The 21671-nt window shown below is 62.2% G+C and carries 18 protein-coding genes; 13 read left to right on the top strand and 5 right to left on the bottom strand.

What is annotated here, in order from left to right; all coding sequences use genetic code 11:
- Positions 1-76 precede the first annotated feature (76 nt).
- The 4 genes from Q0908_RS00255 to Q0908_RS00270 all read left to right on the top strand — a co-directional run bounded on the left by Q0908_RS00255 (position 77) and on the right by Q0908_RS00270 (position 4241).
- Entirely contained in the window at positions 77-2230 is a 2154-nt protein-coding gene (locus Q0908_RS00255) for a malate synthase G (RefSeq protein WP_299280304.1), read from the top strand.
- A gap of 87 nt (positions 2231-2317) precedes the next feature.
- Positions 2318-2743, top strand: coding sequence for a heme-binding protein (locus Q0908_RS00260; protein ID WP_299280306.1), 426 nt, complete (start codon positions 2318-2320; stop codon positions 2741-2743).
- Positions 2744-2855: 112 nt separating this feature from the next.
- Positions 2856-3635, top strand: a complete 780-nt coding sequence (locus Q0908_RS00265) for a gamma-glutamyl-gamma-aminobutyrate hydrolase family protein (RefSeq protein WP_299280308.1) — start codon at positions 2856-2858, stop codon at positions 3633-3635.
- A gap of 45 nt (positions 3636-3680) precedes the next feature.
- A complete protein-coding gene (locus Q0908_RS00270; RefSeq protein WP_299280310.1) occupies positions 3681-4241 on the top strand; it encodes a transposase in 561 nt (186 codons plus the stop codon).
- A 24-nt stretch (positions 4242-4265) separates the two neighbouring features.
- Here the strand turns inward: Q0908_RS00270 and Q0908_RS00275 are convergent, their stop codons facing one another.
- The gene (locus Q0908_RS00275; RefSeq protein WP_299280312.1) at positions 4266-5027 is read right to left on the bottom strand and encodes an SDR family NAD(P)-dependent oxidoreductase; all 762 of its coding nucleotides are present in this window, start codon (positions 5025-5027) and stop codon (positions 4266-4268) included.
- A 95-nt stretch (positions 5028-5122) separates the two neighbouring features.
- Here Q0908_RS00275 and Q0908_RS00280 point away from each other — a divergent pair, with 95 nt between their 5' ends.
- The 5 genes from Q0908_RS00280 to Q0908_RS00300 all read left to right on the top strand — a co-directional run bounded on the left by Q0908_RS00280 (position 5123) and on the right by Q0908_RS00300 (position 11327).
- Entirely contained in the window at positions 5123-5575 is a 453-nt protein-coding gene (locus Q0908_RS00280) for an isoprenylcysteine carboxylmethyltransferase family protein (RefSeq protein ID WP_299280314.1), read from the top strand.
- Between the two features lie 145 nt (positions 5576-5720).
- Positions 5721-7301 carry a Re/Si-specific NAD(P)(+) transhydrogenase subunit alpha gene (locus tag Q0908_RS00285; RefSeq protein WP_299280316.1) on the top strand — a complete coding sequence of 527 codons (1581 nt, stop codon included), beginning with the start codon at positions 5721-5723 and terminating at the stop codon, positions 7299-7301.
- 13 nt (positions 7302-7314) lie between these two features.
- Positions 7315-8832, top strand: coding sequence for an NAD(P)(+) transhydrogenase (Re/Si-specific) subunit beta (locus Q0908_RS00290; RefSeq protein ID WP_299280318.1), 1518 nt, complete (start codon positions 7315-7317; stop codon positions 8830-8832).
- A gap of 162 nt (positions 8833-8994) precedes the next feature.
- Positions 8995-9909, top strand: a complete 915-nt coding sequence (locus Q0908_RS00295; RefSeq protein ID WP_299280320.1) for a hypothetical protein — start codon at positions 8995-8997, stop codon at positions 9907-9909.
- Positions 9910-10043: 134 nt separating this feature from the next.
- Positions 10044-11327, top strand: a complete 1284-nt coding sequence (locus tag Q0908_RS00300; protein ID WP_299280322.1) for a DUF3422 family protein — start codon at positions 10044-10046, stop codon at positions 11325-11327.
- 63 nt (positions 11328-11390) lie between these two features.
- Here the strand turns inward: Q0908_RS00300 and Q0908_RS00305 are convergent, their stop codons facing one another.
- The 4 genes from Q0908_RS00305 to Q0908_RS00320 form a co-directional block, all read right to left on the bottom strand.
- Positions 11391-11906 (bottom strand): hypothetical protein, encoded by a 516-nt coding sequence (locus Q0908_RS00305; protein WP_299280324.1) that lies wholly within the window; start codon positions 11904-11906, stop codon positions 11391-11393.
- Positions 11907-11970: 64 nt separating this feature from the next.
- Positions 11971-12966: an ABC transporter permease gene (locus Q0908_RS00310; RefSeq protein WP_299280326.1), complete on the bottom strand. Its 996-nt coding sequence runs from the start codon at positions 12964-12966 to the stop codon at positions 11971-11973.
- Entirely contained in the window at positions 12959-13966 is a 1008-nt protein-coding gene (locus Q0908_RS00315) for an ABC transporter permease (protein ID WP_299280328.1), read from the bottom strand. The genes Q0908_RS00310 and Q0908_RS00315 overlap by 8 nt, the downstream gene beginning before the upstream one ends.
- Positions 13967-14054: 88 nt before the next feature.
- Positions 14055-15758, bottom strand: coding sequence for a peptide ABC transporter substrate-binding protein (locus Q0908_RS00320; protein WP_299280330.1), 1704 nt, complete (start codon positions 15756-15758; stop codon positions 14055-14057).
- A gap of 300 nt (positions 15759-16058) precedes the next feature.
- Here Q0908_RS00320 and Q0908_RS00325 point away from each other — a divergent pair, with 300 nt between their 5' ends.
- From Q0908_RS00325 to Q0908_RS00340, 4 genes are all read left to right on the top strand, one after another.
- Positions 16059-17891, top strand: coding sequence for an ABC transporter ATP-binding protein (locus tag Q0908_RS00325; RefSeq protein ID WP_299280332.1), 1833 nt, complete (start codon positions 16059-16061; stop codon positions 17889-17891).
- Positions 17892-17895: 4 nt separating this feature from the next.
- On the top strand, positions 17896-19056 hold the full coding sequence (gene argE, locus Q0908_RS00330) for an acetylornithine deacetylase (RefSeq protein ID WP_299280334.1): 1161 nt from the start codon (positions 17896-17898) through the stop codon (positions 19054-19056).
- A gap of 70 nt (positions 19057-19126) precedes the next feature.
- Positions 19127-20470 carry an FAD-dependent oxidoreductase gene (locus tag Q0908_RS00335; protein WP_299280871.1) on the top strand — a complete coding sequence of 448 codons (1344 nt, stop codon included), beginning with the start codon at positions 19127-19129 and terminating at the stop codon, positions 20468-20470.
- Positions 20471-20487: 17 nt separating this feature from the next.
- A complete protein-coding gene (locus Q0908_RS00340; RefSeq protein WP_299280337.1) occupies positions 20488-21654 on the top strand; it encodes a M20 aminoacylase family protein in 1167 nt (388 codons plus the stop codon).
- The last annotated feature ends 17 nt before the right edge of the window (positions 21655-21671 follow it).

Here is a 21671-nt window from a genome sequence, read left to right on the forward strand (position 1 = left end):
CCAATGTTGTTTACGATAGGAAACTTTTTCTCTAAGTCTCGGGCAACGCCAGAATCCGACCTCAGGAGACCCGATCATGACGACATATGTAGAACGCGCCGATCTGAATGTTGCCGACGATTTGGCACAGTTCGTTGAGGGTCACGCATTGCCAGGCACGGGTGTCGGGTCGGCGGATTTCTGGGCGGGGTTTTCGGCCATCGTTCACGATCTCGGCCCCAAGAACCGCGCTTTGCTGGACACGCGCGAAAAGATGCAGGCCAAGATTGACGACTGGCACGTGGCTCATCGCAGCGGCCCCCATGATGCTGCCGCCTACGAGGCTTTTCTGCGCGAGATCGGATATCTGGTCCCTGAAGGCCCTGATTTCGAGATCGAAACTCAGAACGTCGACCCCGAAATTGCCCACACACCCGGTGCGCAGCTTGTTGTGCCGATCACCAATGCGCGCTTTGCGCTGAACGCGGCGAATGCGCGTTGGGGCAGCCTTTACGACGCGCTTTACGGGACGGATGCACTGGGTGATCTGCCAAGCGGCAAGGGCTATGACCAGGAGCGCGGTGCGCGCGTTGTTGCGTGGGCCAAGAGTTTCCTCGACGGGGCTGTCCCACTCAACGGGGCCAAATGGGCGGATGTTGATCATCTGGGCGTCGATGGCCACGCGCTGGTCCTCAAGGCCGGTGGGCAGACGGTCACGCTGGCTGATCGTGATCAATATGCGGGCCATGCGGGCGGCGATGAGTGGACGCATTTTCTGTTCAGGAACAACGGCCTTGGCATTGAATTCCTCGTCAACCCAAACCACGAGATCGGGGCCGTGGATGCAGCAGGTATCGCGACAGTCAACCTTGAGGCCGCTTTGTCCACAATCATGGACTGCGAAGACAGCGTGGCGGCCGTGGATGCCGAGGACAAAGTGCTTGCCTATTCCAACTGGTTGGGCCTGATGAAGGGCGATCTGTCGGAGACCTTCGAGAAGGGTGGCGCGTCCGTCACGCGGCGCATGTACGGCGATTTCACCTACACCGCCCCCGATGGCAGCGACCTGCCCATCAAATGCCGCAGCCTGATGCTGATCCGCAATGTCGGCCACCTGATGACCAATCCTGCGATCCATGACCGCGATGGCAATGAGGTCGGGGAGGGGTTGATGGATGCCATGATCACGACCCTGATTGCGATGCACGATCTGGCCAAAACCGAAGGGCCGCGCAACTCGGTGACCGGGTCGGTCTATGTGGTGAAGCCCAAGATGCATGGGCCCGAAGAAGTCGCCTTTGCGGACGAGATTTTCACCCGCGTGGAAAAAGTGCTGGGCCTGCCCGCCAACACGGTCAAACTGGGCATCATGGACGAAGAGCGGCGCACATCCGCCAACCTCAAGGAATGTATCCGCGCGGCCAAATCGCGGGTGGCCTTTATCAACACAGGCTTCCTTGATCGCACCGGCGACGAAATCCACACCTCGATGGAAGCAGGCCCGATGATCCCCAAGGGCGAGATGAAGGGGGCGGCCTGGATTTCGGCCTATGAGGATCGTAATGTGGACATTGGCCTCGCCTGCGGTCTGAAGGGGCGGGCGCAGATCGGCAAGGGCATGTGGGCCATGCCTGACCGTATGGAAGAGATGCTGGAGGCCAAGGTGGGTCACCCTCAAGCGGGCGCGACCTGCGCCTGGGTGCCCTCGCCAACGGCAGCCACCTTGCATGCCACCCACTATCACAAGGTCGACGTTATGGCCCGCCAGGACGAGATCAAGGAAGGCGGTGCCCGTGGCACGCTGGCGGACCTGCTGACCATCCCGGTCGCCCTGGGCCGCAATTTCTCGGACGACGAAATCGCACGCGAGATGGAGAACAACGCCCAAGGCATCCTTGGCTATGTGGTGCGCTGGATCGATCAGGGGGTGGGCTGTTCCAAAGTGCCCGACATCAATGATGTGGGCCTGATGGAAGACCGTGCGACCTGCCGCATCTCGGCGCAAGGCATGGCCAACTGGCTGCACCACGGTGTGGTGAGCGAGGATCAGGTGATGGCCGCGCTCAAGAAAATGGCCGCTGTGGTGGATCGCCAGAACGAAGGCGATCCGACCTATACTGCGATGGCTCCGGGCTATGACGGGGTCGCCTTTCAGGCTGCTTGCGATCTGGTCCTGAAAGGGCGTGTGCAGCCTTCGGGCTATACCGAGCCTGTCTTGCACGCCCGCCGGCTGGAATACAAAGCGGGCTGAGCGCAGGTTTGACGGGCAAGCCCCTCAGGTATCCCAACACTTCAGGACGAAAGACGGGGCAGACAGCCCTGCACAAGGAGAGACGATATGACAATTTCACTGCGCAAGGCGCGTACGATCATTCGCAAGGCGCTTGAAAAGGGCCGCGAGATGAACCTCAAACCGCTGTCGGTTGTGGTGCTGGATGCAGGCGGCCATGTTCAGGCGTTCGAGCGTGAAGACGGGGCCGCGCCGGGGCGCTTTGCGATTGCGCACGGCAAGGCATATGGCGCGGTGATGCTGGGCATGTCGGGCACCGCGCAGATGGCGCGGGCCGAACAGCAGGCCTATTTCATGGATGCGGTGAACGGGTTGTTCGGCGGTCAGGTCGTGCCTGTGCCCGGTGGGGTGTTGATGCGCGACAAGAAGGGGGCCGTGATCGGCGCGGTCGGTGTCACGGGCGATACCTCTGACAATGATGCCGCAGCCGCCGTCGCCGGGATCGAGGCGGCCTCTCTTTCGGCTGAGATTTAGGCACATATCGCTCTGCGGGTCTGCGCACAGTCATCTGCGCGCGGGAGGCTCTATGCGTTTTGCGACCTGCGCTCTATAACGGCCTGACCGCTTGCAGTTTGTCGAGGATTCCATGGCCCGTCCCATCATCGGTATCATTTCCAACCACCACGTCATCAATGATGAGTACGAGGTGCAGGCCGCCGGGTTGATCAACATCTCCGCTGTGGCGGATGTGGCCGAAGGGCTGCCCTTGCTGGTGCCTGCAGAGCCGGACAAGGTGCGCATTGAGGATCTGCTGGCCCATTGCGCAGGCTTCGTATTCACCGGCGGGCGCGCCAATGTGCACCCCGATGAATATGGCGAAGAGGCCACGGACGCCCATGGGGCCTTTGATCGCAAGCGCGACCGGGTGACCTTGCCGCTGATCCGCGCCCTTGTGGAGCGTGGTCAGCCCTTGCTTGGGATTTGTCGCGGCTTTCAGGAAGTGAACGTGGCCATGGGCGGCTCGCTCTACCCCGAGATCCGCGACCTGCCAGGCCGCTCCAACCACCGCATGCCCCCCGATGGCACGCTCGAGGAAAAATTCGCGCTGCGCCACGACGTGACCTTCACCGAAGGCGGTGTGTTCCATCAGTTGATGGGCGCGCAATCCGTGCCGACCAACACGCTGCACGGGCAGGGGATCAAGACGGCGGGACCACGTGTGATCGTGGACGGCCATGCGCCCGATGGCACACCTGAGGCCATCTATATCGAAGGCGCGCCGGGCTTCAGCCTGTCGGTGCAATGGCATCCCGAGTGGAATGCCCAGGCCGATCCGGTGTCGCGCCCATTGTTCGAAGCCTTTGGCGCGGCCTGTCGTGACTGGGCTGACGGGGGCCGTGCGCGCCCCGCGCTGCGCACCGCCTGACCGGCGTTAAGCCTGCATTAACTGCGATGGGTCTAGCGTGGCGGTATGCCACGATACATCCGCTCAACCCTGCCTGATCATCCCTATTTCTTCACGGTGCGCGCGGCCCGCCGCGGCGATGACCTGTTCGTCCGCAATATCGACGTACTGCGCCGCGTGATGCGCAAAGCGCGCAGTGCCCAACCGTTTGAGATCGACGAGATCGTGGTGTTGCCGGATGTGATCCACTGTGTGTGGACCTTGCCAGAGGGCGACGCCGATTTTTCACGCCGCTGGCGCATGATCAAAAGCCTGTTTTCGCGGGCCGTACCCGCGCCAGAGGATGTGAGCGCGCAACGCTTGCGTCCCGGCGAAAAGGGGCTGTGGCAGCGGCGGTTCTGGGAACATTGGATCCGGGACGCGGATGATCTGGCGGCGCACCGGCACCTGATCTTCACGGCCCCCGTGCAGGCGGGTCTCGTGAACAGGCCGGAACAGTGGCCCTATTCATCGATCCACCGCGCATTGGCACGAGGCACCGTTGCGCCATTCGATACTGTCAGCGCAGGTTATGCCCCTATGAGGCGCACGACACGTGCGCCTTACATGACCCCGGTGGCCTCGTAAGGCGGAGGTGTCGTCCGCCCCCCTTCAGACCGTTTGTCCGCCCGAAATCTGGATGCTTTGTCCGTTGATGCTTTGAGATCCGGGGCCGACCAGCCACAGCGCGGCAGCTGCGACTTCCTCGACCTCAAGCAGGCGCTTGTGCCGGTTGGCCTTGACCATGACATCGCGCGCCGCTTCGGCACTCATACCGGTGCGCGCGGCGATGGCCTCTTGATTCCGATCCACGATGGGCGTGTCCACATAGCCCGGGCAAAGCGCATTGAAGGTATAGGGCGTGCCCATATAATCCTCGCTCAGGCTGCGGATCAGCCCGATCAGCCCGTGTTTGGAGGCCGCATAGGTCGGCGCGCCAGGCAAGCCCCGCAGGCCCGCAATGGACGACACCGCAATGACGCGCCCCCAATCGGTCTGGCGCATCGAGGTCAGGCTTTCGCGGATGGTCAGGAACGCCCCGTCAAGGTTCGTCGCCATCATGTCACGCCAAAATGCCATGTCGGTTTTGTGCAGGCTGCGTCCCTCGGCGATGCCCGCATTTGGCACGCAAATCTGGATGGGGCCGCGCGCCTCAACAGCTGCGGCGATCACGTCGCAGACCGACGTCTCATCGCGCACGTCCATGGCTGCGCCGAACAGACCGTCGCCTGCCACCTCGTCCAGCACCGATTGGCGCCGCCCGGTGATCGTAACCTGCGCCCCTTGGTCCGCGAAGGCGCGGGCGATGGCGAGCCCAATCCCGGTTCCGCCGCCCGTGACCAAAGCGTGTTTGCCGCTCAACATGTCGTCCATCCCGTGATCCTTTCACAATCGGTTGCATCCAGCTTGCGTGTCCGCGGCGATTGGATCAACCTTGATTGGATAGGGTGCGGAAAAGAGGCGGGCGGATGTTCAAAATGATCGACATACCTCCGGTCTGGCTGATGCTGGCGATTGCATTGGCCTGGGCGCAGGCGGAATATGCACCTATGGGCATCAGCATTGCGCACCCCGTGATTGACCTCTTCTCCGGCTTGCTGATCGGGGGCGGCGTCGTCTTGATCGCCTTGGCGGCCCTCACCTTTGCCCGCGCCCGCACCACCATCATCCCGCATCAGACCCCGACCGACCTGATCACCACCGGCGTATTCGGGCGCAGCCGCAATCCGATCTATCTGGGCGATGCGTTGATCCTGACCGGCCTGATCCTGCGCTTTGATGCGGTGCCATCGCTGGTCCTTGTCCCGATTTTTATCTGGTGGATCGAGCGGCATTTCATCGTCTCGGAAGAAAACAGGATGCGCCGTGTCTTTGGTGCCGACTTTGCGGCATACGAACAGAAAGTACGCAGGTGGGTCTAAATCTTTTCGTTTCTTTCGTGGCTGACGTTGGGGCCGCGCTTGTATCTCGGGGCAGGTATCGATAGTGGACACCCCTATCTGCTGCACCATATCGCCTGATGGCTTGGCCATGACATATTTGCACTAACATGGGGGAACGCGCGCCATGAAGATCGGAACACCAAAAGAAACCTATACCGGAGAGCGCCGGGTCGCCATGACCCCCGACAGCGCCATCGCGTTGCAAAAGCTGGGTCACACCTGTGTGGTCGAGACGGGCGCGGGCCAGGAGGCTGGATTTCTGGACGCGGATTACAAGGCTGCAGGCGTTGAGGTGGTCAAGACCGCCGCCGCCCTTTGGAAAGCCGCCGACGTGGTCGCCAAGGTGCGCGCGCCTGATGCGACCGAAATGAAGCGGTTGCGCGAAGGCCAGACGCTGATTTCCTTCTTCAGCCCGGTGGCCGACGAGGCCAAGATGCAGTCGGCGGCCAAGAAGGGCGCGACCGTGGTGGCGATGGAGATGATCCCCCGCATCAGCCGTGCCCAGAAAATGGATGCCCTGTCGTCCATGGCCAATATCGCGGGCTACCGCGCGGTGATCGAAGCGGGCAACAACTTTGGTCGCTTCTTTACCGGACAGATTACGGCGGCGGGCAAGGTGCCCCCGGCCAAGGTGCTGGTTGTCGGGGCCGGGGTTGCGGGCCTCGCCGCCATCGGCACGTCCACCTCGCTTGGTGCGATCACATACGCCTTCGACGTGCGCCCGGAAGTGGCCGAACAGGTCGAGTCGATGGGGGCGGAATTCGTCTACCTCGACTTTGAGGAAGAGCAGACAGATGGGGCGGCGACGGGCGGATACGCCTCCGTCTCGTCCCCTGAGTTCCGCGAAGCGCAGCTTGCCAAGTTCCGTGAGTTGGCCCCCGAGGTCGATATCGTCATCACCACCGCCCTGATCCCCAACCGCGAAGCGCCCGAGCTGTGGACCGAGGATATGGTTGCGGCAATGAAGCCCGGATCGGTCATCGTGGACCTGGCGGCGGAAAAGGGCGGCAACTGCAAGCTGACCGTGGCGGATGAAAAGATCGTGACCGACAACGGCGTCACCATCATCGGTTACACCGACTTCCCGAGCCGGATGGCGACGCAGGCGTCCAGCCTTTATGCCACCAACATCCGCCATTTGATGACGGACCTGACGCCCGAAAAAGACGGTGTTATCAATCACAACATGGAAGATGATATGATCCGGGGGGCCACGATCGCCCATGCCGAGGAAGTCACCTTCCCGCCGCCACCCCCCAAGGTGGCCGCTATCGCCGCCAAGCCCAAGAAGGAAGCGGCCAAGGAACTGACGCCCGAGGAGAAACGCGCCGCTGAAACGGCTGCCTTCCAGACCCAGACCAAGAACCAGGTCATTCTGCTTGCCGTGGGCGCGGCTGTCGTCCTCGGCATCGGGATGATCCCCGGCATGCCCGCCAGCTTCATGCAGCACTTCATCGTGTTCGTGCTGTCCGTCTTCATCGGCTTCCAGGTGATCTGGAATGTGGCGCATAGCCTTCACACGCCACTGATGGCCGTTACCAACGCGATCTCGAGCATCATCATCCTTGGTGCGCTGATCCAGATCGGATCGACCAGTGCGCTGATCACGCTGCTTGGAGGGCTCGGTATCTTCATGGCGTCCGTCAACATCTTTGGCGGTTTCCTCGTCACCCGGCGCATGCTCGCCATGTTCCAGAAATCCTGAGGGGGGCGCACTCATGGAAAACGCATTTACCATTGCAGCTTATGTGGTTGCGGCCATCTTGTTCATCCTGTCGCTCGGGGGGCTTTCCGGTCAGGAAAGCGCCAAGCGGGCGGTCTGGTACGGCATCGTCGGCATGGCCATCGCGGTCCTTGCCACGCTGATCGGCCCCGGCTCGGGCCTCTGGCTTGCCTCGCTGGTCCTGATCGGGGGTGGTGCAGCCGTGGGCTATCAACTCGCCACCAAGGTTGAAATGACGCAGATGCCCGAACTTGTCGCCATCATGCACTCGCTCGTGGGTCTCGCAGCGGTCTTTGTCGGGTTCAACGCGGATCTGATGATCAACTATATCGACGGGATCTATCAGGCCGAAGGGATGGTTCTGGGCAGCGTGGCCGAGGACGGGCTGACCGTGATCGGACTGCCGAAAGAGGACTATGAAGGTCTGTCCGCCTTCGGTCAGCTGATCGCCAAGAAATCGGGGGTCGAGATCGGCATCTTGCGCGTTGAACTGGTGCTGGGCATCTGGATCGGGGCGGTGACCTTTACCGGCTCTGTCATTGCCTATGCCAAGCTGGCGGGCGGCTCTTCGTTGTTGCCCTTCCAGGTCGACACGAGCGCCAAGAAGCTGCCGGGCGGGCACTATCTGAACGCTGCGGCGGCGGGCCTGTCGCTGCTTTTGACATTCATCTACCTTGGCTCCGGCGGGACGTTCACGCTGGTGCTTCTGACACTTCTCGGGCTGTTCATCGGCTATCACCTGATCATGGGGATTGGCGGCGCGGACATGCCTGTGGTTGTCTCGATGCTGAACTCCTATTCCGGGTGGGCAGCGGCGGCTATCGGCTTCAGCCTCGGCAATGATCTGTTGATCGTGGTCGGCGCGCTGGTCGGCTCGTCTGGTGCGATCCTGTCCTACATCATGTGCAAGGCGATGAACCGGTCCTTTGTGTCGGTCATTCTGGGCGGCTTTGGCGGCCCCGCGGGTGAGCAGATGGCGGTCGAAGGCGAACAGGTCGCCATTGACGCGGACGGCGTGGCCACGGCCCTGAACGAGGCCGACAGCGTGGTGATCATCCCCGGCTATGGCATGGCCGTGGCGCAGGCGCAGCAGGGCGTCGCCGAACTCACGCGCAAGCTGCGCGCCAAGGGCAAGACCGTGCGCTTTGCGATCCACCCGGTTGCGGGGCGTCTGCCAGGGCACATGAACGTGCTGCTGGCCGAGGCGAAGGTGCCCTATGACATCGTGCTGGAAATGGACGAGATCAACGATGACTTCCCGGATACGGATGTCGCCATCGTCATCGGCTCCAACGACATCGTGAACCCCGCCGCGCAGGACGATCCGAATTCGCCCATCGCTGGGATGCCGGTGCTGGAATGCTGGAAGGCCAAGCAGGTCTTCGTGTCCAAGCGCGGGCAGGGGACGGGGTATTCCGGCATCGAGAACCCGCTGTTCTTCAAGGACAACACGCGGATGTTCTACGGCGATGCGAAGGCATCCATCGATACGCTGCTGCCGCTGATCGACTGACGCGCTTCTCGTGCTCGCGTCGCACAGGCGCAGTGACGTCACAGACGTGGCGGCCTTCGGGTCGCCATTTTCTGAGTCTGCAACGCAACATATACCGAGAAAACCGCACATGGCCCGCTGCACGTCTTGCGCCATGCGCGCCAGATGCCAAACAAAACTCTTATGAGGATCAAGCACCGACATCGCATCGCAGCCAAGGCGACAGAGCCGGACGGTTTTGTGCACCCGATGGCGCGCCATGTTGCGATGTATTTCCCCCGCTCGACCAAGCGGCTGGTGGTGTCGTTTGACAACGTGATGAGCCGCGCCGCCCCGCGTCCGCACTTCCCTTGGGGGGCGAATTTCGTGGACCGTATGGGGGCCTCACATCTGGGTCTGATGATGGCGAGCCCGGATGATTGGTTTCGGCATGCGGATGTCTGGGCGTTCTTTGACGGGCTGCGCGATGATGGCTTCTTTGAAAGCTTCGATGAGGTCATATTCTACGGCAGTTCGATGGGGGGCTATGGCGCGCTGACTTTTGCGAAAGCCGCGCCGGGTGCCCGGGTGGTTGCGATGGTGCCGCAAACCCATCTTGACCCAAGCGTGGTGCCGTTTGAAACGCGCTATGACGCTGGGTTCGCACGGGGAAAGTGGTTTGGACCCTACCTTGATGCGGTGGATGGGGCGCGGGCCGCATCAGTTGTCTATGTGCTGTATGACCCGCATTTTGGCCCCGACGCGGCGCATGTCGCGCGGCTTGATCCCGCTAATCTGGTGGAGTTGCGGCTCCCGTGGAGCCTGCATCACTCGGGACCGATTCTCAGCAAGACGGGGCGCATGAATGATGTGCTGGAGGCGGCCTTTGACGGCACACTGACGGCGACCTCGTTTCGCGCGATGGTCCGCGCGGGAGAACGCTGCGAAATGGGCGCGCGGCAAAGCCTGCGCGCGGGGCTGTCAAAGGGGCATCCCAAGTTGGTGATGCGCGCCCTCAGCGGCCTGGCACAGTCGCATCCCGAATGGGAATTTCCCAAGATCAAAGAGCGCGCGCACCGACTTGTCCAGCAGGCGGCGCGGACCCACGAGGCCTCCTGACGTACTACATCTGCGATGGCTTTCCGAACGCGGTATACAATTGTACCCCGTTAACATGTTGAAAGTAGACGCAAAAAGAGTTGGATTTGTGCCGGGTTCGGGTTAGGTCTGAGCCAAACAGGCTTGGAGCAGACATGGCACCCGTCGAAGATCATCCCTTGCGCTATCAATTGGCCAACGAGCTGCATGCCCGCCCGTTTCCGTCAATGCGCGCGCCCTGTGCGGCGGCCTATGTGGCCTTCAAACAGCCTGAAATGGCGGCCAGCCGGGATCGCGCGGCGGACCTGGATCACCTCCACAAGCTGCTCGATCGCCACGGCGTTGCGCATCCCCAGCCAGGCGCGACCCACTATTACGGGCAGATCGGGCGCTATTGGCTGAAATGGGAACAGCACACCGAATTCGTGACCTACACCATCTTTTCCGATGGGGTGGAGGAGCGCGCCTTTGATCCGCGTGCCTTTGATCCATTCCCCGAGGAGTGGTTGGCAGACGCGCCGGGCCAGCGTGTGACGTCGATCCTTGTGCGGGTGGAACCCCGGATGGAGGCGGAGGCGCTGCGCGCGCGCCTGCGCGAGTGGTTTGTACCCGAGAGCCTTGCCGTGAGTGCGGTGCTTGAGGATGCGGCCGTGATGGCGGGCGATTTCCGCATCGATCAGAACGGGCACATGCGCTTTGCCGTGTTCACCTCCGAAGGGACGGGCCAGCGCCGCGTGGGCCGCATCGTGCAGCGCCTGTGCGAGATTGAAACCTACAAGTCGATGTCGATGCTGGGCTTTGCCCGTGTGCGCAGTCTGGGCGCGCAACTCGGCGCGCTCGACACCCGCGTGACCGAGTTGGTGGAAAGCATGTCTGTCGAAGGATCACGGGCCGAGCAGACTTTGCAGGCACTGCTGGCGATCTCGGCAGAGCTTGAGACGGTATCAGCGCAATCCTCGTTCCGCTTTGGGGCCACATGGGCCTATGAGGCGATTGTGAACGAGCGGATCGCTGCCCTGCGCGAGGACCGTTTTGAGGGTCGTCAGACCTTTCGGGAGTTCATGGTGCGTCGTTATCAGCCGGCGATGCGCACCGTACGCTCGGCACAGGATCGGTTGGAGGCCATGAGTGCGCGCGGCGTGCGTGCCGCCAATCTGTTGCGCACACGGGTGGATGTAGAGCGTTCCGCGCAGAACCAGGCCTTGCTTGAGAGCATGGACAAGCGATCGGACTTGCAGCTTCGCTTGCAGCGCACGGTTGAGGGGCTGTCGGTCGTGGCCATCAGTTATTACGCGGTCTCGCTGGCGGGCTATCTGCTCTATCCGCTCGAGGGGCCAACGGGGCTGTCCAAGAACCTGCTGACGGCGCTGGTCACTGTGCCTGTGGTCTTGGGAGTCTGGTGGCTGGTGCGCCGCTTGCGCCGCTCGGTCGAGAAGTAGCGCCGACGGGCTGGTCTGTTCCGGCTTTGCCGAAATGCGCCCACCCGCCGACCCTTGGCCGATCTATAGCAGCCCGTCTTCTTGCAGGTGCTGGATGATTGGCGAAGGCTCCAGCTCTTTTTCCAGTTCTTTCTGCTTTTTCTTTACGATTCCCATGAGTTTAAGGCGCTCCTGCACCGCTTTTTCCGCATCAATGATCGCCTTTTCGGCCGCGATGATCAGTCTGTCCACGACTCTCGATTTCCCGCCAACCTTTGATTTGATGTGGCTCACAATGATGGATGCCGCTGACAAATTCGCAGCGGCTCCGATCAGCGTGTTCGCGTTCGTGGCCGTCGGTGCGAACTCGGCGACGTTGTTGGCATAAGAGATGATATCGCTCAGCACGTTGATGGCTGCGCTTACCTCATCGCCGTCGCCGTTGATTGCCTTTTTCCAGGCGTCATACCCCTTTTGCATGCTGCTGCTATGAATGGTGTACAGCGCATCAAGGATGCCGTTGGCGTTGCTTTGTGCCAGCGCCTGAGTACCAAAGGTCGCGGCCGCGGCCAGACTGGCGATGAAAAATCTGCGGTTCATAAAATAAGCTCCTGTTTCAATGAGCTTATTTTGTGCCATCATCCTGTGGTAGAAAAGTAAGGTATTACCGACCTCTGATCCGCGGATCGAGCGCGTCGCGCAGGCCATCCCCGAGGTAGTTCACCCCGAGCACCGTGAGCGAGATCAGGATACCCGGCAGGATCACCCGTTCGGGGTACTGCTCCATCCGTTGCACGGAGTCGGCCAGCAACTTGCCCCATGTGGGGAAGTCGGACGGAAAGCCCACGCCGAGGAAGGAGAGCGCGCTTTCGGTGATGATCGCTGTCGCCAGTCCAAGCGTGGCGGAGACCATGATGGGCGAGACCACATTGGGCAGCAGGTGTCGCCTTATGATCGCACCCGAGGTGGTTCCGATGGAGCGAGCCGCGAGGATGAATTCACGCTCTTTCAGCGCCAGAATATCGCCCCGCACGATCCGTGCGGTCTGCATCCAGCTGGTCAGGCCAATCACCCCGACGATGAGGATGAACATGCCTCCTTCGGGTCCGAAATTGGCCCGCAACGGTTCGCGAAACAGCGTCACCGCGACCAGCAGCAGAGGCAGGATCGGCAGGGACAGCACCAGATCGGTGAAGCGCATCAGCCAGAAATCCGCCTTTTTGAAATAGCCTGAGACGACGCCGACCAGCGTGCCGATGACCAGCGCCAGCACCATCGCCGCCCAGCCCACGGCCATCGAGGCGCGCCCGCCCGCGATCAGGTTGGCGAGGATGTCGCGGCCCAGATTGTCGGTGCCGAGCGGATTGCCCCAGCCCACCTTGGCGGTGCTGTCCCAGAGGGCGGTGTAGATCGGGCGCATATCCTTGTTGCGGATGTCGAGCTTTTGCGGATCCAGCGTCCAGATGTAGGGGCCGAGCAGCACCGCCAGCGTGATGAAGATCAGGAACCCACCGCCAAACAGCGCGCCCTTGTGATGCTTGAACTGGTCCCAAACATCCTTCCACTGGCTGCGCGGCTCTTTCGGCGGTTCCTTGTCCTGCAGGGCGGCCAGCGCGTCGATTTCAAGGTCGGGACCTGCGGCGATAGGTTGATCAGTCATAGCGGATCCTCGGGTCGAGCACGCCGTAAAGCACATCAGCGATGAGGTTGAAGAGCACGATCAGGATCGCGAAAATAAAGGTCAGCGTCATCACCATGGGGATGTCATTGGCGAACAGGGCCGTCAGTAGCAATTGCCCGATCCCGTTCACCTTGAACACGTTCTCGGTGATGATCGCGCCGCCAAAGATCGCAGGCACCCCAAGCGCGATGACAGTGATCACCGGGATCATCGAGTTGCGCAGCACATGCACCATGACCACCACGCCCTCTTTCAGCCCCTTGGCACGGGCGGTGCGCACATAATCCTGGCCCAGATTGTCGAGCATGGAGGAGCGCATGTAGCGGCTCAGTTGTGCCGTGGTTTGCAGGGCCAGCACCATCACCGGCATGACCATCTGCATGAACTGGACCTTGAAGCTTTCCCAATCGGTGACAACGTGCGTGGTGTCATAGATCGAGGGCAGCCAGCCAAGCTGCACTGAAAACAGCACGATCAGCAGCGGGCCGGTGAAAAAGGGGGGGATCGAAAAGCCGATCATGGTGATGAACGTGCCGGTCTGGTCAAACACCGAATATTGCTTGTAGGCCGAATAGATGCCGATGGGCAGCGCGATCAAAATGCCCACCACGTAGGACAGGCCGACGACCCAGAGGGTCTGGGGGATGCGCTGCACGACGATGTCCATGACGGGGCTGCGGGTCTGCCACGAGATGACGCGCTGCTTGCCTTCGGCAAAGGAGGTGCCGAACCAGTGATCGACCAGCACCTGCGGTTCGATCCAGAAGAATTGCACGATCCATTTGATGTACTGGATGTGGATCGGCTGGCCGAGGCCAAGCGCCTCGCGCATCTTTTCTTTGACTTCGGGGGGCACGGTCAGCGGGACCTGTGCCATCGGATCGCCGGGGGCGAGCTGCAGCAGCAGAAAAATGACGAGGCTGATGAACAAAAGCGTCGGGATCGACAGGATCAACCGGCGGATTGTGAAGGTCAGCATAAAAGGCCAGTCCTTTGTCGGAGGTCTTGATTATTGACTGATCGGCAGAAGGGGTAGGGCGGGCACGACATGCCCACCCTGTTGATGCTTACTTGACGCGGTACCAGTCGGCCACGTTCCACAGCTCGCTGTCCCAGACGTTCAGCTTGACGCCGCCAAGCGAGTTGGCATGGGCCGACACCCGGCCACGGTGCACGAGTGGCACGATGGTGAAGGTGTCCTTGGTCAGCATGTTGTTCATCTTGATCGCGATTTCGGCGCGCTTTTCGATGTCGCCGGTGCGGGCAAGTTCATCAATCAGGGCGTCATATTCGGGATCGCAGAAGCGGTTGATGTTTTCACCCTGCCACTGGCTTGATGGCTTGGGTTCGCCACCGCAACGATAGGCCGCCAGATATTGCTGGGGGTCCGTGCCGTTGAAGGTGTTGGCATACATTTCCACGTCCGCATAGAACTTTTGGAACGTGTCGGGCGAACCGGGATCCCCACCAAAGAAGACGGACGCATCGAGGTTGCGCAGCTCGGTTTCGACGCCGATCTCGCTCCACCACTGTTTGATCAGGGCCTGGAAGTCCTGACGCACGGCGTTGGTCGACGTCTGGTAGAGCAGTTCCAGCTTCATGCCGTCCTTGTCGCGGATGCCGTCACCGTCGGTGTCGGTCCAGCCTGCCTCGTCGAGCAGGGCCTTGGCCCCTTCGATATCCTGCTCATAGCAATGCTGATCGCCACCGGCGAACATATCGGGTGCAGGGACCAGATCGCAGGTGACCTTGCCGGCCTGACCATAGCCCACTTCGACCAGCAGCGCGCGGTCAATGGCTTTGGACAGGGCTTCACGCACGCGAATGTCGCTGAGGATCGGGTGCGGATGCGCGACGGTCGAACGCTCGCCTTCGGGCAGGTCGGGCGAGGGATCGGTCATGTTCATCTCGATCCGTTCGACCAGCGGGCCAAAGCCTGCGATCGCGGTGCCTTTGCCTGCGGCTTCCATGCGCGCGATGACGTCGGGGGCCAGTTGCAGGTTCCAGGCGTAGTCGAATTCGCCGGTTTCCAGCACCGAACGTCCCGCAGCCGCTGCATCGCCGCCACCTTTGAAGGTCACGGAGGCAAAGGCGGGTTTGGCCGGATCGCGGTAGTTGTCGTTGGCCGAGAACTGGATCACGTCATTGGGACGGAAATCATCGACGACAAAGGGGCCGGTTCCGATGGGGTTGAAGTTGGCCTCGGTGCATTCGGGCGCCTTTGCCCCAAGGCAGTCAGCAAACTGTGCGGCTTGGATGATCGGGGACTGGCCGCCGACAAAGGGGCCATAAGGGTTGGGCTTGGGCTGGTTGAAGGTGACCTTGACGGTCAGATCATCCACGGCCTCGACGTTTTCGACGCCGTCAAAGAACGCCGCCTGCGCACAGCCGCCTTCGGGGTGCATGCAGTAATCGGCGGTGAATTTCACGTCGGCCGAGGTCACGGGCGTGCCATCTGACCACGCCATGCCTTCGGCGATTTTCCATGTGATCGAGGTCAGATCCTCACTCACGCCGCCATTTGCGACAGTGGGAATTTCCTCGGCGAGGAACGGGACCATCACGCCGGTCTCGTTGTAGCGCGCGAGAGGTTCCAGCACGAGCGAGGCGGATTCAATATCTTTGGTACCGCCTGACAGGTACGGGTTCAGGATCGAAGGCGCTTGCCAATAGATGATGCTGACCTGGCCGTCCGCACCGCGTTCGGCAAATGCCGCCGGTGCAAGGCCAATGCTCGCAACTGCACCCATGAGAAGGGTTTTTACTGTCATGTCATACTCCTTGTTGGATGGCGGGCGACCCCGCGCATCAAATACGCCCCGTTGGTCGGGACGCCGGTTCAGACCAGAAGGGCGTGCGTCACATGACATTGCGTAACCCACGGTTTATCCGCGATTTTTACGCTCGGCCCCCCAAGTGCATCGCCATATCGAAACAGATGTTGCTGAAAATGCAAGCCTTGCGTGCGGTCAATCGGGAATTTCGGGTGTCTTATGTTTGACAGTGCCCGGACCTTCGCCCACTCTTTGAACTGTTGGGTCATAACGGCTCAAAAATCGGGGAAAAACTGAATGCTTGATCAGCCGGGCCACGCGCCGATTGCCAATATCAAAGGATTGCGGGTCGAATTTCAGACCAAGGACGGGCCCGTCGTGGGTGTCGAGGATGTGTCGTTCGAGGTCAATCAGGGCGAAACCGTTTGCATCGTGGGTGAGTCGGGATCGGGCAAGTCGGTCTCGTCGCTGTCGCTCATGCGCCTAGTCGAATTTGGCGGGGGCGAGATTGCAGGCGGGCGTCTGATCTTTGACCGCAAGGATGCCGACCCCGTTGATCTGGCCGACACCGACCAGGAGTTGATGCGCACCATTCGCGGCAACGAGATCGGGATGATCTTTCAGGAGCCGATGACCGCGCTGAACCCCGTCTTTACCGTGGGCAAGCAACTGACCGAGGGCGTGCGGCTGCACAAGGGTCTCAGCAAATCCGCTGCCGAGGCCCGTGCGCTGGAATTGATGAAACAGGTGCGCATCCCCGAGCCCGAACGTCGCCTCAAGCAATACCCTCACGAGTTGTCCGGCGGGATGCGCCAGCGCGTGGTGATCGCGATGGCGCTGGCGTGCGAACCCCGGCTGCTGATCGCGGACGAACCCACGACCGCTTTGGATGTGACTATTCAGGCCGAAATCCTCGCCCTCATGGACCGCCTCAAGCGCGAGACCGGGACCGCGGTGATGTTCATCACGCATGACATGGCCGTGGTTGCCCAGATGGCAGACCGCGTCGTGGTCATGTTCCGCGGGAACAAGGTCGAAGAAGGCCCCGTCGCCGAGATATTCGAAAACCCGCAGCATGCCTACACCAAGTCGCTGCTGGCGGCCGTGCCCAAACTGGGCGAAATGACGGGCACCGAATATCCCGAACCGATGAAGCTGATGGGGCGCACCCAGAAGTCCATCGCGCCGATCCCCGGCACGACCGAGCCGCTGCTGAAAGTCGAGGGACTGACGACCCGTTTCCCCGTGCGCGGCGGTTTCTTCCGCCGTCTCGTGGCCAACGTGCACGCGGTCGAGGATGTGTCCTTTACCATCAACAAGGGCCAGACCCTCAGCCTTGTAGGCGAGTCGGGCTGTGGCAAATCCTCGGCCGGGCGGTCGATCCTGAGACTGGTGGAGCCGCAGGCGGGTCATATCATGCTGGGTGATATGGACGTGATGGCGCTGAATGACCGCGATCTGCGCGAGGCACGGCGTGACATGCAGATGATCTTTCAGGATCCGTTCGCCTCGCTTAACCCGCAGATGCAGCTGGCCGATCAGGTGGCCGAGCCGATGAACAATTTCGGCATGTTCAAGGGCGATGAGGGACGCAAGCGCGTCGAGATGCTGTTTGACCGGGTCGAGTTGCCGCGCAGCTTCATGCGCCGCTATCCCCACGAGTTGTCGGGCGGGCAGCGTCAGCGGGTCGCCATCGCGCGTGCCCTCGCGCTGAATCCCAAGCTGATCATCGCGGACGAGGCGGTGTCGGCGCTGGACGTGTCGGTGCAGGCGCAGGTGCTGAACCTGATGATGGAGTTGCAGGCCGATATGGGCCTGTCCTTCCTGTTCATCAGTCACGACATGGCCGTCGTTGAACGCGTCAGCCACCACGTCGGCGTCATGTATCTGGGTCGGATCGTGGAGTTGGGCCCGCGCGCCCGCGTCTTCGAGAACCCCCAGCACCCTTACACGCAGGCCCTGATGAAGGCCGTGCCAATTGCCGATCCGCGCAAGCGCAAGGCGGAAAAGGATCTGAACTTCAAACCGATCCCTTCGCCGATCCATCCGGTCGACTACGACCCGGCCCCGTCGGAATATGACGAGGTCGAACCGGGCCATTTCGTGCTGACCACCGATAGCGGGTACTGACTTCATGGCAGTGCGCCTGACTCCGCTGGACTTGATGACCAAGCTGATCAGCTTTCCCACTGTGAGCCGGGACACCAACCTGCCGCTGGTCGATTGGGTCGAGGGCTATCTGAACGATCACGGCATCACCGCGCATCGCCATTACCATCCCGACCAGCCCAAAGCGGCGCTCTTCGCCCATGTCGGCCCCAAGGTCGAGGGCGCGGTCGTGCTGTCGGGACACACGGATGTGGTGCCCGTGGATGGCCAGCCATGGGACACCGACCCGTTTGTCGTCACCGAAAAGGACGGCAAGTATTTCGGGCGCGGCACCTGCGACATGAAGGGCTATGACGCGCTGGCCATCTGGGCCTTGGTGGAGTCGCACCATGCGGGTGTGTCCACCCCGATGCAGCTGGCGCTGAGCTTTGATGAAGAGATCGGCTGCCTTGGTGCCCCGCCGATGATCGAGGCCATGCAGGGCGTCGTTCCCAAGGGCGGCCCTGTGATCGTGGGGGAGCCGTCGATGATGAAGGCTGTGACCGGCCACAAGGGTGGGCAGGGGTTTGACACCCATGTGATCGGATTCGAGGTGCACTCCTCACTGCTCAACACCGGCGTCAGTGCGATTTTGGAAGGGGCCAAGATCATCGACTTCGCCAATCACCGCAACGCCGAGAATTTTGCCGCCACCCCGTCACCGCTGGCGGCCATGTTCGACCCACCCTGCACCACGTGGCATGTGGGGCAGGTGGCGGGCGGCACCGCGCATAACATCACCGCCAAGTCCTGCCGGTTCTCGATGGATTTCCGTGCGGTGCCGGGCGACGATACGGTCGCGCTGAAAGAGGCCTACCTCGCCCATGTGGCCGAGATCGAGCGGGGCATGCAGGCCATCCGCCCTGAGGCGCGGGTCGAGGTCGAAACGCGGTTCAACGTGCCACCGTTGCAGCCCGAGGAAGATGGCGCGGCCGAGGGGCTGGTGCGCGCGATCACCGGGGACAATGCGGGCCACGTGGTCAGCTATGGCACCGAAGCCGGACAATTTCAGGCGGCAGGCTACTCGGCTGTCGTGTGCGGTCCCGGAGACATCGCACAGGCCCATCAACCCAACGAATTCATCACCGTGGCTCAGTTCGAAGCGGGCCATGCCTTCATGCGCGATCTGGTGGCGCGGCTGGCGTGAGGTCGCAACCGGTCTGTTTTGGCCCAAGGCCAAAAGACGCCCGCCCGCCGACCCATTCAGCGGCACGCTGATGCGCTTTCCGATCCATAGCGAGACCCCGGTGACGTGGGGCGACCTACACCCTGACGAAGCGGATGTGGTTGTCATTGGCGGCGGTGTGATCGGTGTGTGCACGGCCCTGTTTCTGGCGCGCGATGGCTTGCATGTTGTCCTGTTGGAAAAAGGGCGCATCGCGGGCGAGCAATCCTCGCGCAATTGGGGCTGGATTCGCCAGCAGGGCCGCGACCCGGACGAGTTGGGGATCATGGTCGAGGCGAATGCGCTGTGGCGCGCGCTCGCGACCGAGACCAATGTGGATATCGGGCTGGAGACGGGTGGGGTCACCTATCTGGCGCGCACCAAAAAGGAACTGGCTGAATATGAGGCGTGGCTGCCCCATGCGCGCGCGCATGGCGTGGACAGCCGGATGTTGTCGAGCGCCGAAACCGCCGATCTGATCCCTGGCATGTCGCGCAGCTATGGCGGGGCGCTCTATACCGCGTCGGACATGCGGGCCGAGCCGTGGGTGGCCGTGCCTGCGTTGGCAGGGGTCGCGGCGCGCGCGGGTGTGCAGATCGTCGAAAACTGTGCGGTGCGTGCGCTGGATATGCAGGCGGGCAAGGTCGCCGGGGTCATCACCGAACAGGGCCGCATCGCCGCGCCCGAGGTGGTGCTGGCGGGTGGTGCGTGGTCGTCCCTGTTCCTGCGCCGCCACGGGGTCGCCCTGCCGCAACTCTCGGTGCGCGCGACGGTGGCCGCGACCGAGCCGCTGCCCATGGTCTATCCCGGTGGTGCTGCGGATGAGACCATCGCGTTCCGGCCCCGCGCGGATGGGGGATATTCCCTCGCCGCGGGCGGCTTTCACGAGTTGTTCGTCGGCCCTGACGCGTTCCGATCCTTGCCCAAATACCTTGCGCAACTGCGTGCCGATCCGTTCGGCACACGCTTTCTGCCGGGCGCGCCCAGGGGCTTCCCGGATGCGTGGGGCACCCCGCGCACATGGGCCGAAGACGCGGAAAGCCCGTTTGAGCGGATGCGCATCCTCGACCCCAAACCCAATGCCAGAAAGGTCGCGGCCCTCACCCGCGATTTTGCGGCACTTTTCCCAGACCTCGGCCCGGTCAGGATCAAATCCGCTTGGGCGGGCATGATAGACACGATGCCGGACGTCGTGCCGGTCGTGGATCGGGTCGCGGCCCTGCCGGGGCTGACCGTGGGCACGGGCATGAGCGGTCATGGCTTTGGCATCGGCCCCGGCATGGGAAAGGTGCTTGCCGCTCTGGTCACCGGGGCTGAGGTGGGCCATGATCTGACACGGTTCCGCCTGAGCCGCTTTACCGATGGAACGCGGATGCGCATCGGCCCCTCTGTCTGACCCCGAAAGGACGCCCCATGCCCATCAAGAACCGTCTGGCCGAAACCCACGCCGAGATCACCGGCTGGCGGCGGCATCTACATGCGCATCCCGAACTGGGGTTTGAAGAGCATGAAACGTCGGCTTTCGTCGCCGACAAGCTGCGCGAGATTGGCGTGGATACGGTCGAGACCGGCATCGCGCAGACCGGGGTGGTGGCCGTCATCAAAGGGCGCACCGACAGCAAGGGCCGGGTGATCGGCCTGCGCGCGGATATGGACGCGCTGCCGATCCATGAGGCGTCTGGCGTGGACTATGCCTCGACCACTCCGGGTACGATGCACGCCTGCGGCCACGACGGGCACACCTCGATCCTGCTTGGGGCCGCGCAATATCTGGCCGAGACCCGCAACTTCGATGGGACAGTCGTGCTGCTGTTCCAACCCGCCGAAGAGGGTGGGGGCGGAGGCCGCGAGATGGTGAACGAGGGCGTGATGGACCGTTTTGGCGTGCAGGAGGTCTATGGGCTGCACAACATGCCGGGCCTGCCGACCGGGCAATTCGCGATCCGGCCCGGGGCACTGATGGGCAGTGCGGATGAGTTTTACATCACCGTAACTGGCAAGGGCGGGCATGCGGCGGCCCCGCACCAGTCCATCGACCCCAATGTGACCGCGGCCCACATCATCCTGGGTCTGCAAAGCATCACCAGCCGCAATGTCGACCCGCTCGAGGCGGCGGTGGTGTCAGTCTGTGCGCTGCATTCGGACGTGGACACGCACAATGTGATCCCGCAGCAGACCCGGATGACCGGCACCGTGCGCGCGCTGGATGCCGAGGTACGCGATATGGTCGAGGCGCGGGTGAAGGCCATCGCGAAGGCCACCGCCGAGGCCTATGATTGCGAGGTCGAGGTGGATTATCGCCTTGGCTATCCCGTGACTGTGAACGACGCCGATCACACCGAATACGCCATCGCTGCCGCCCGCGCAGTGGCAGGCGACGTGACCACCGACACGCCCCCGATCATGGCGGCCGAGGACTTTTCGTTCATGCTGAACGCGCGGCCCGGGGCCTATATCTTCCTTGGCAATGGTGAGGGTCCCATGGTCCACCACCCGGCCTATGTGTTCGATGACGACGCGATCCCGGCGGGGTGCAGCTGGTTTGTCGAACTTGTCGAACAGCGGATGCCCGCGCAGTAACCCTTTTTTCAGGAGGC

Source organism: uncultured Tateyamaria sp. (assembly GCF_947494755.1).
Lineage (GTDB): Bacteria > Pseudomonadota > Alphaproteobacteria > Rhodobacterales > Rhodobacteraceae > Tateyamaria.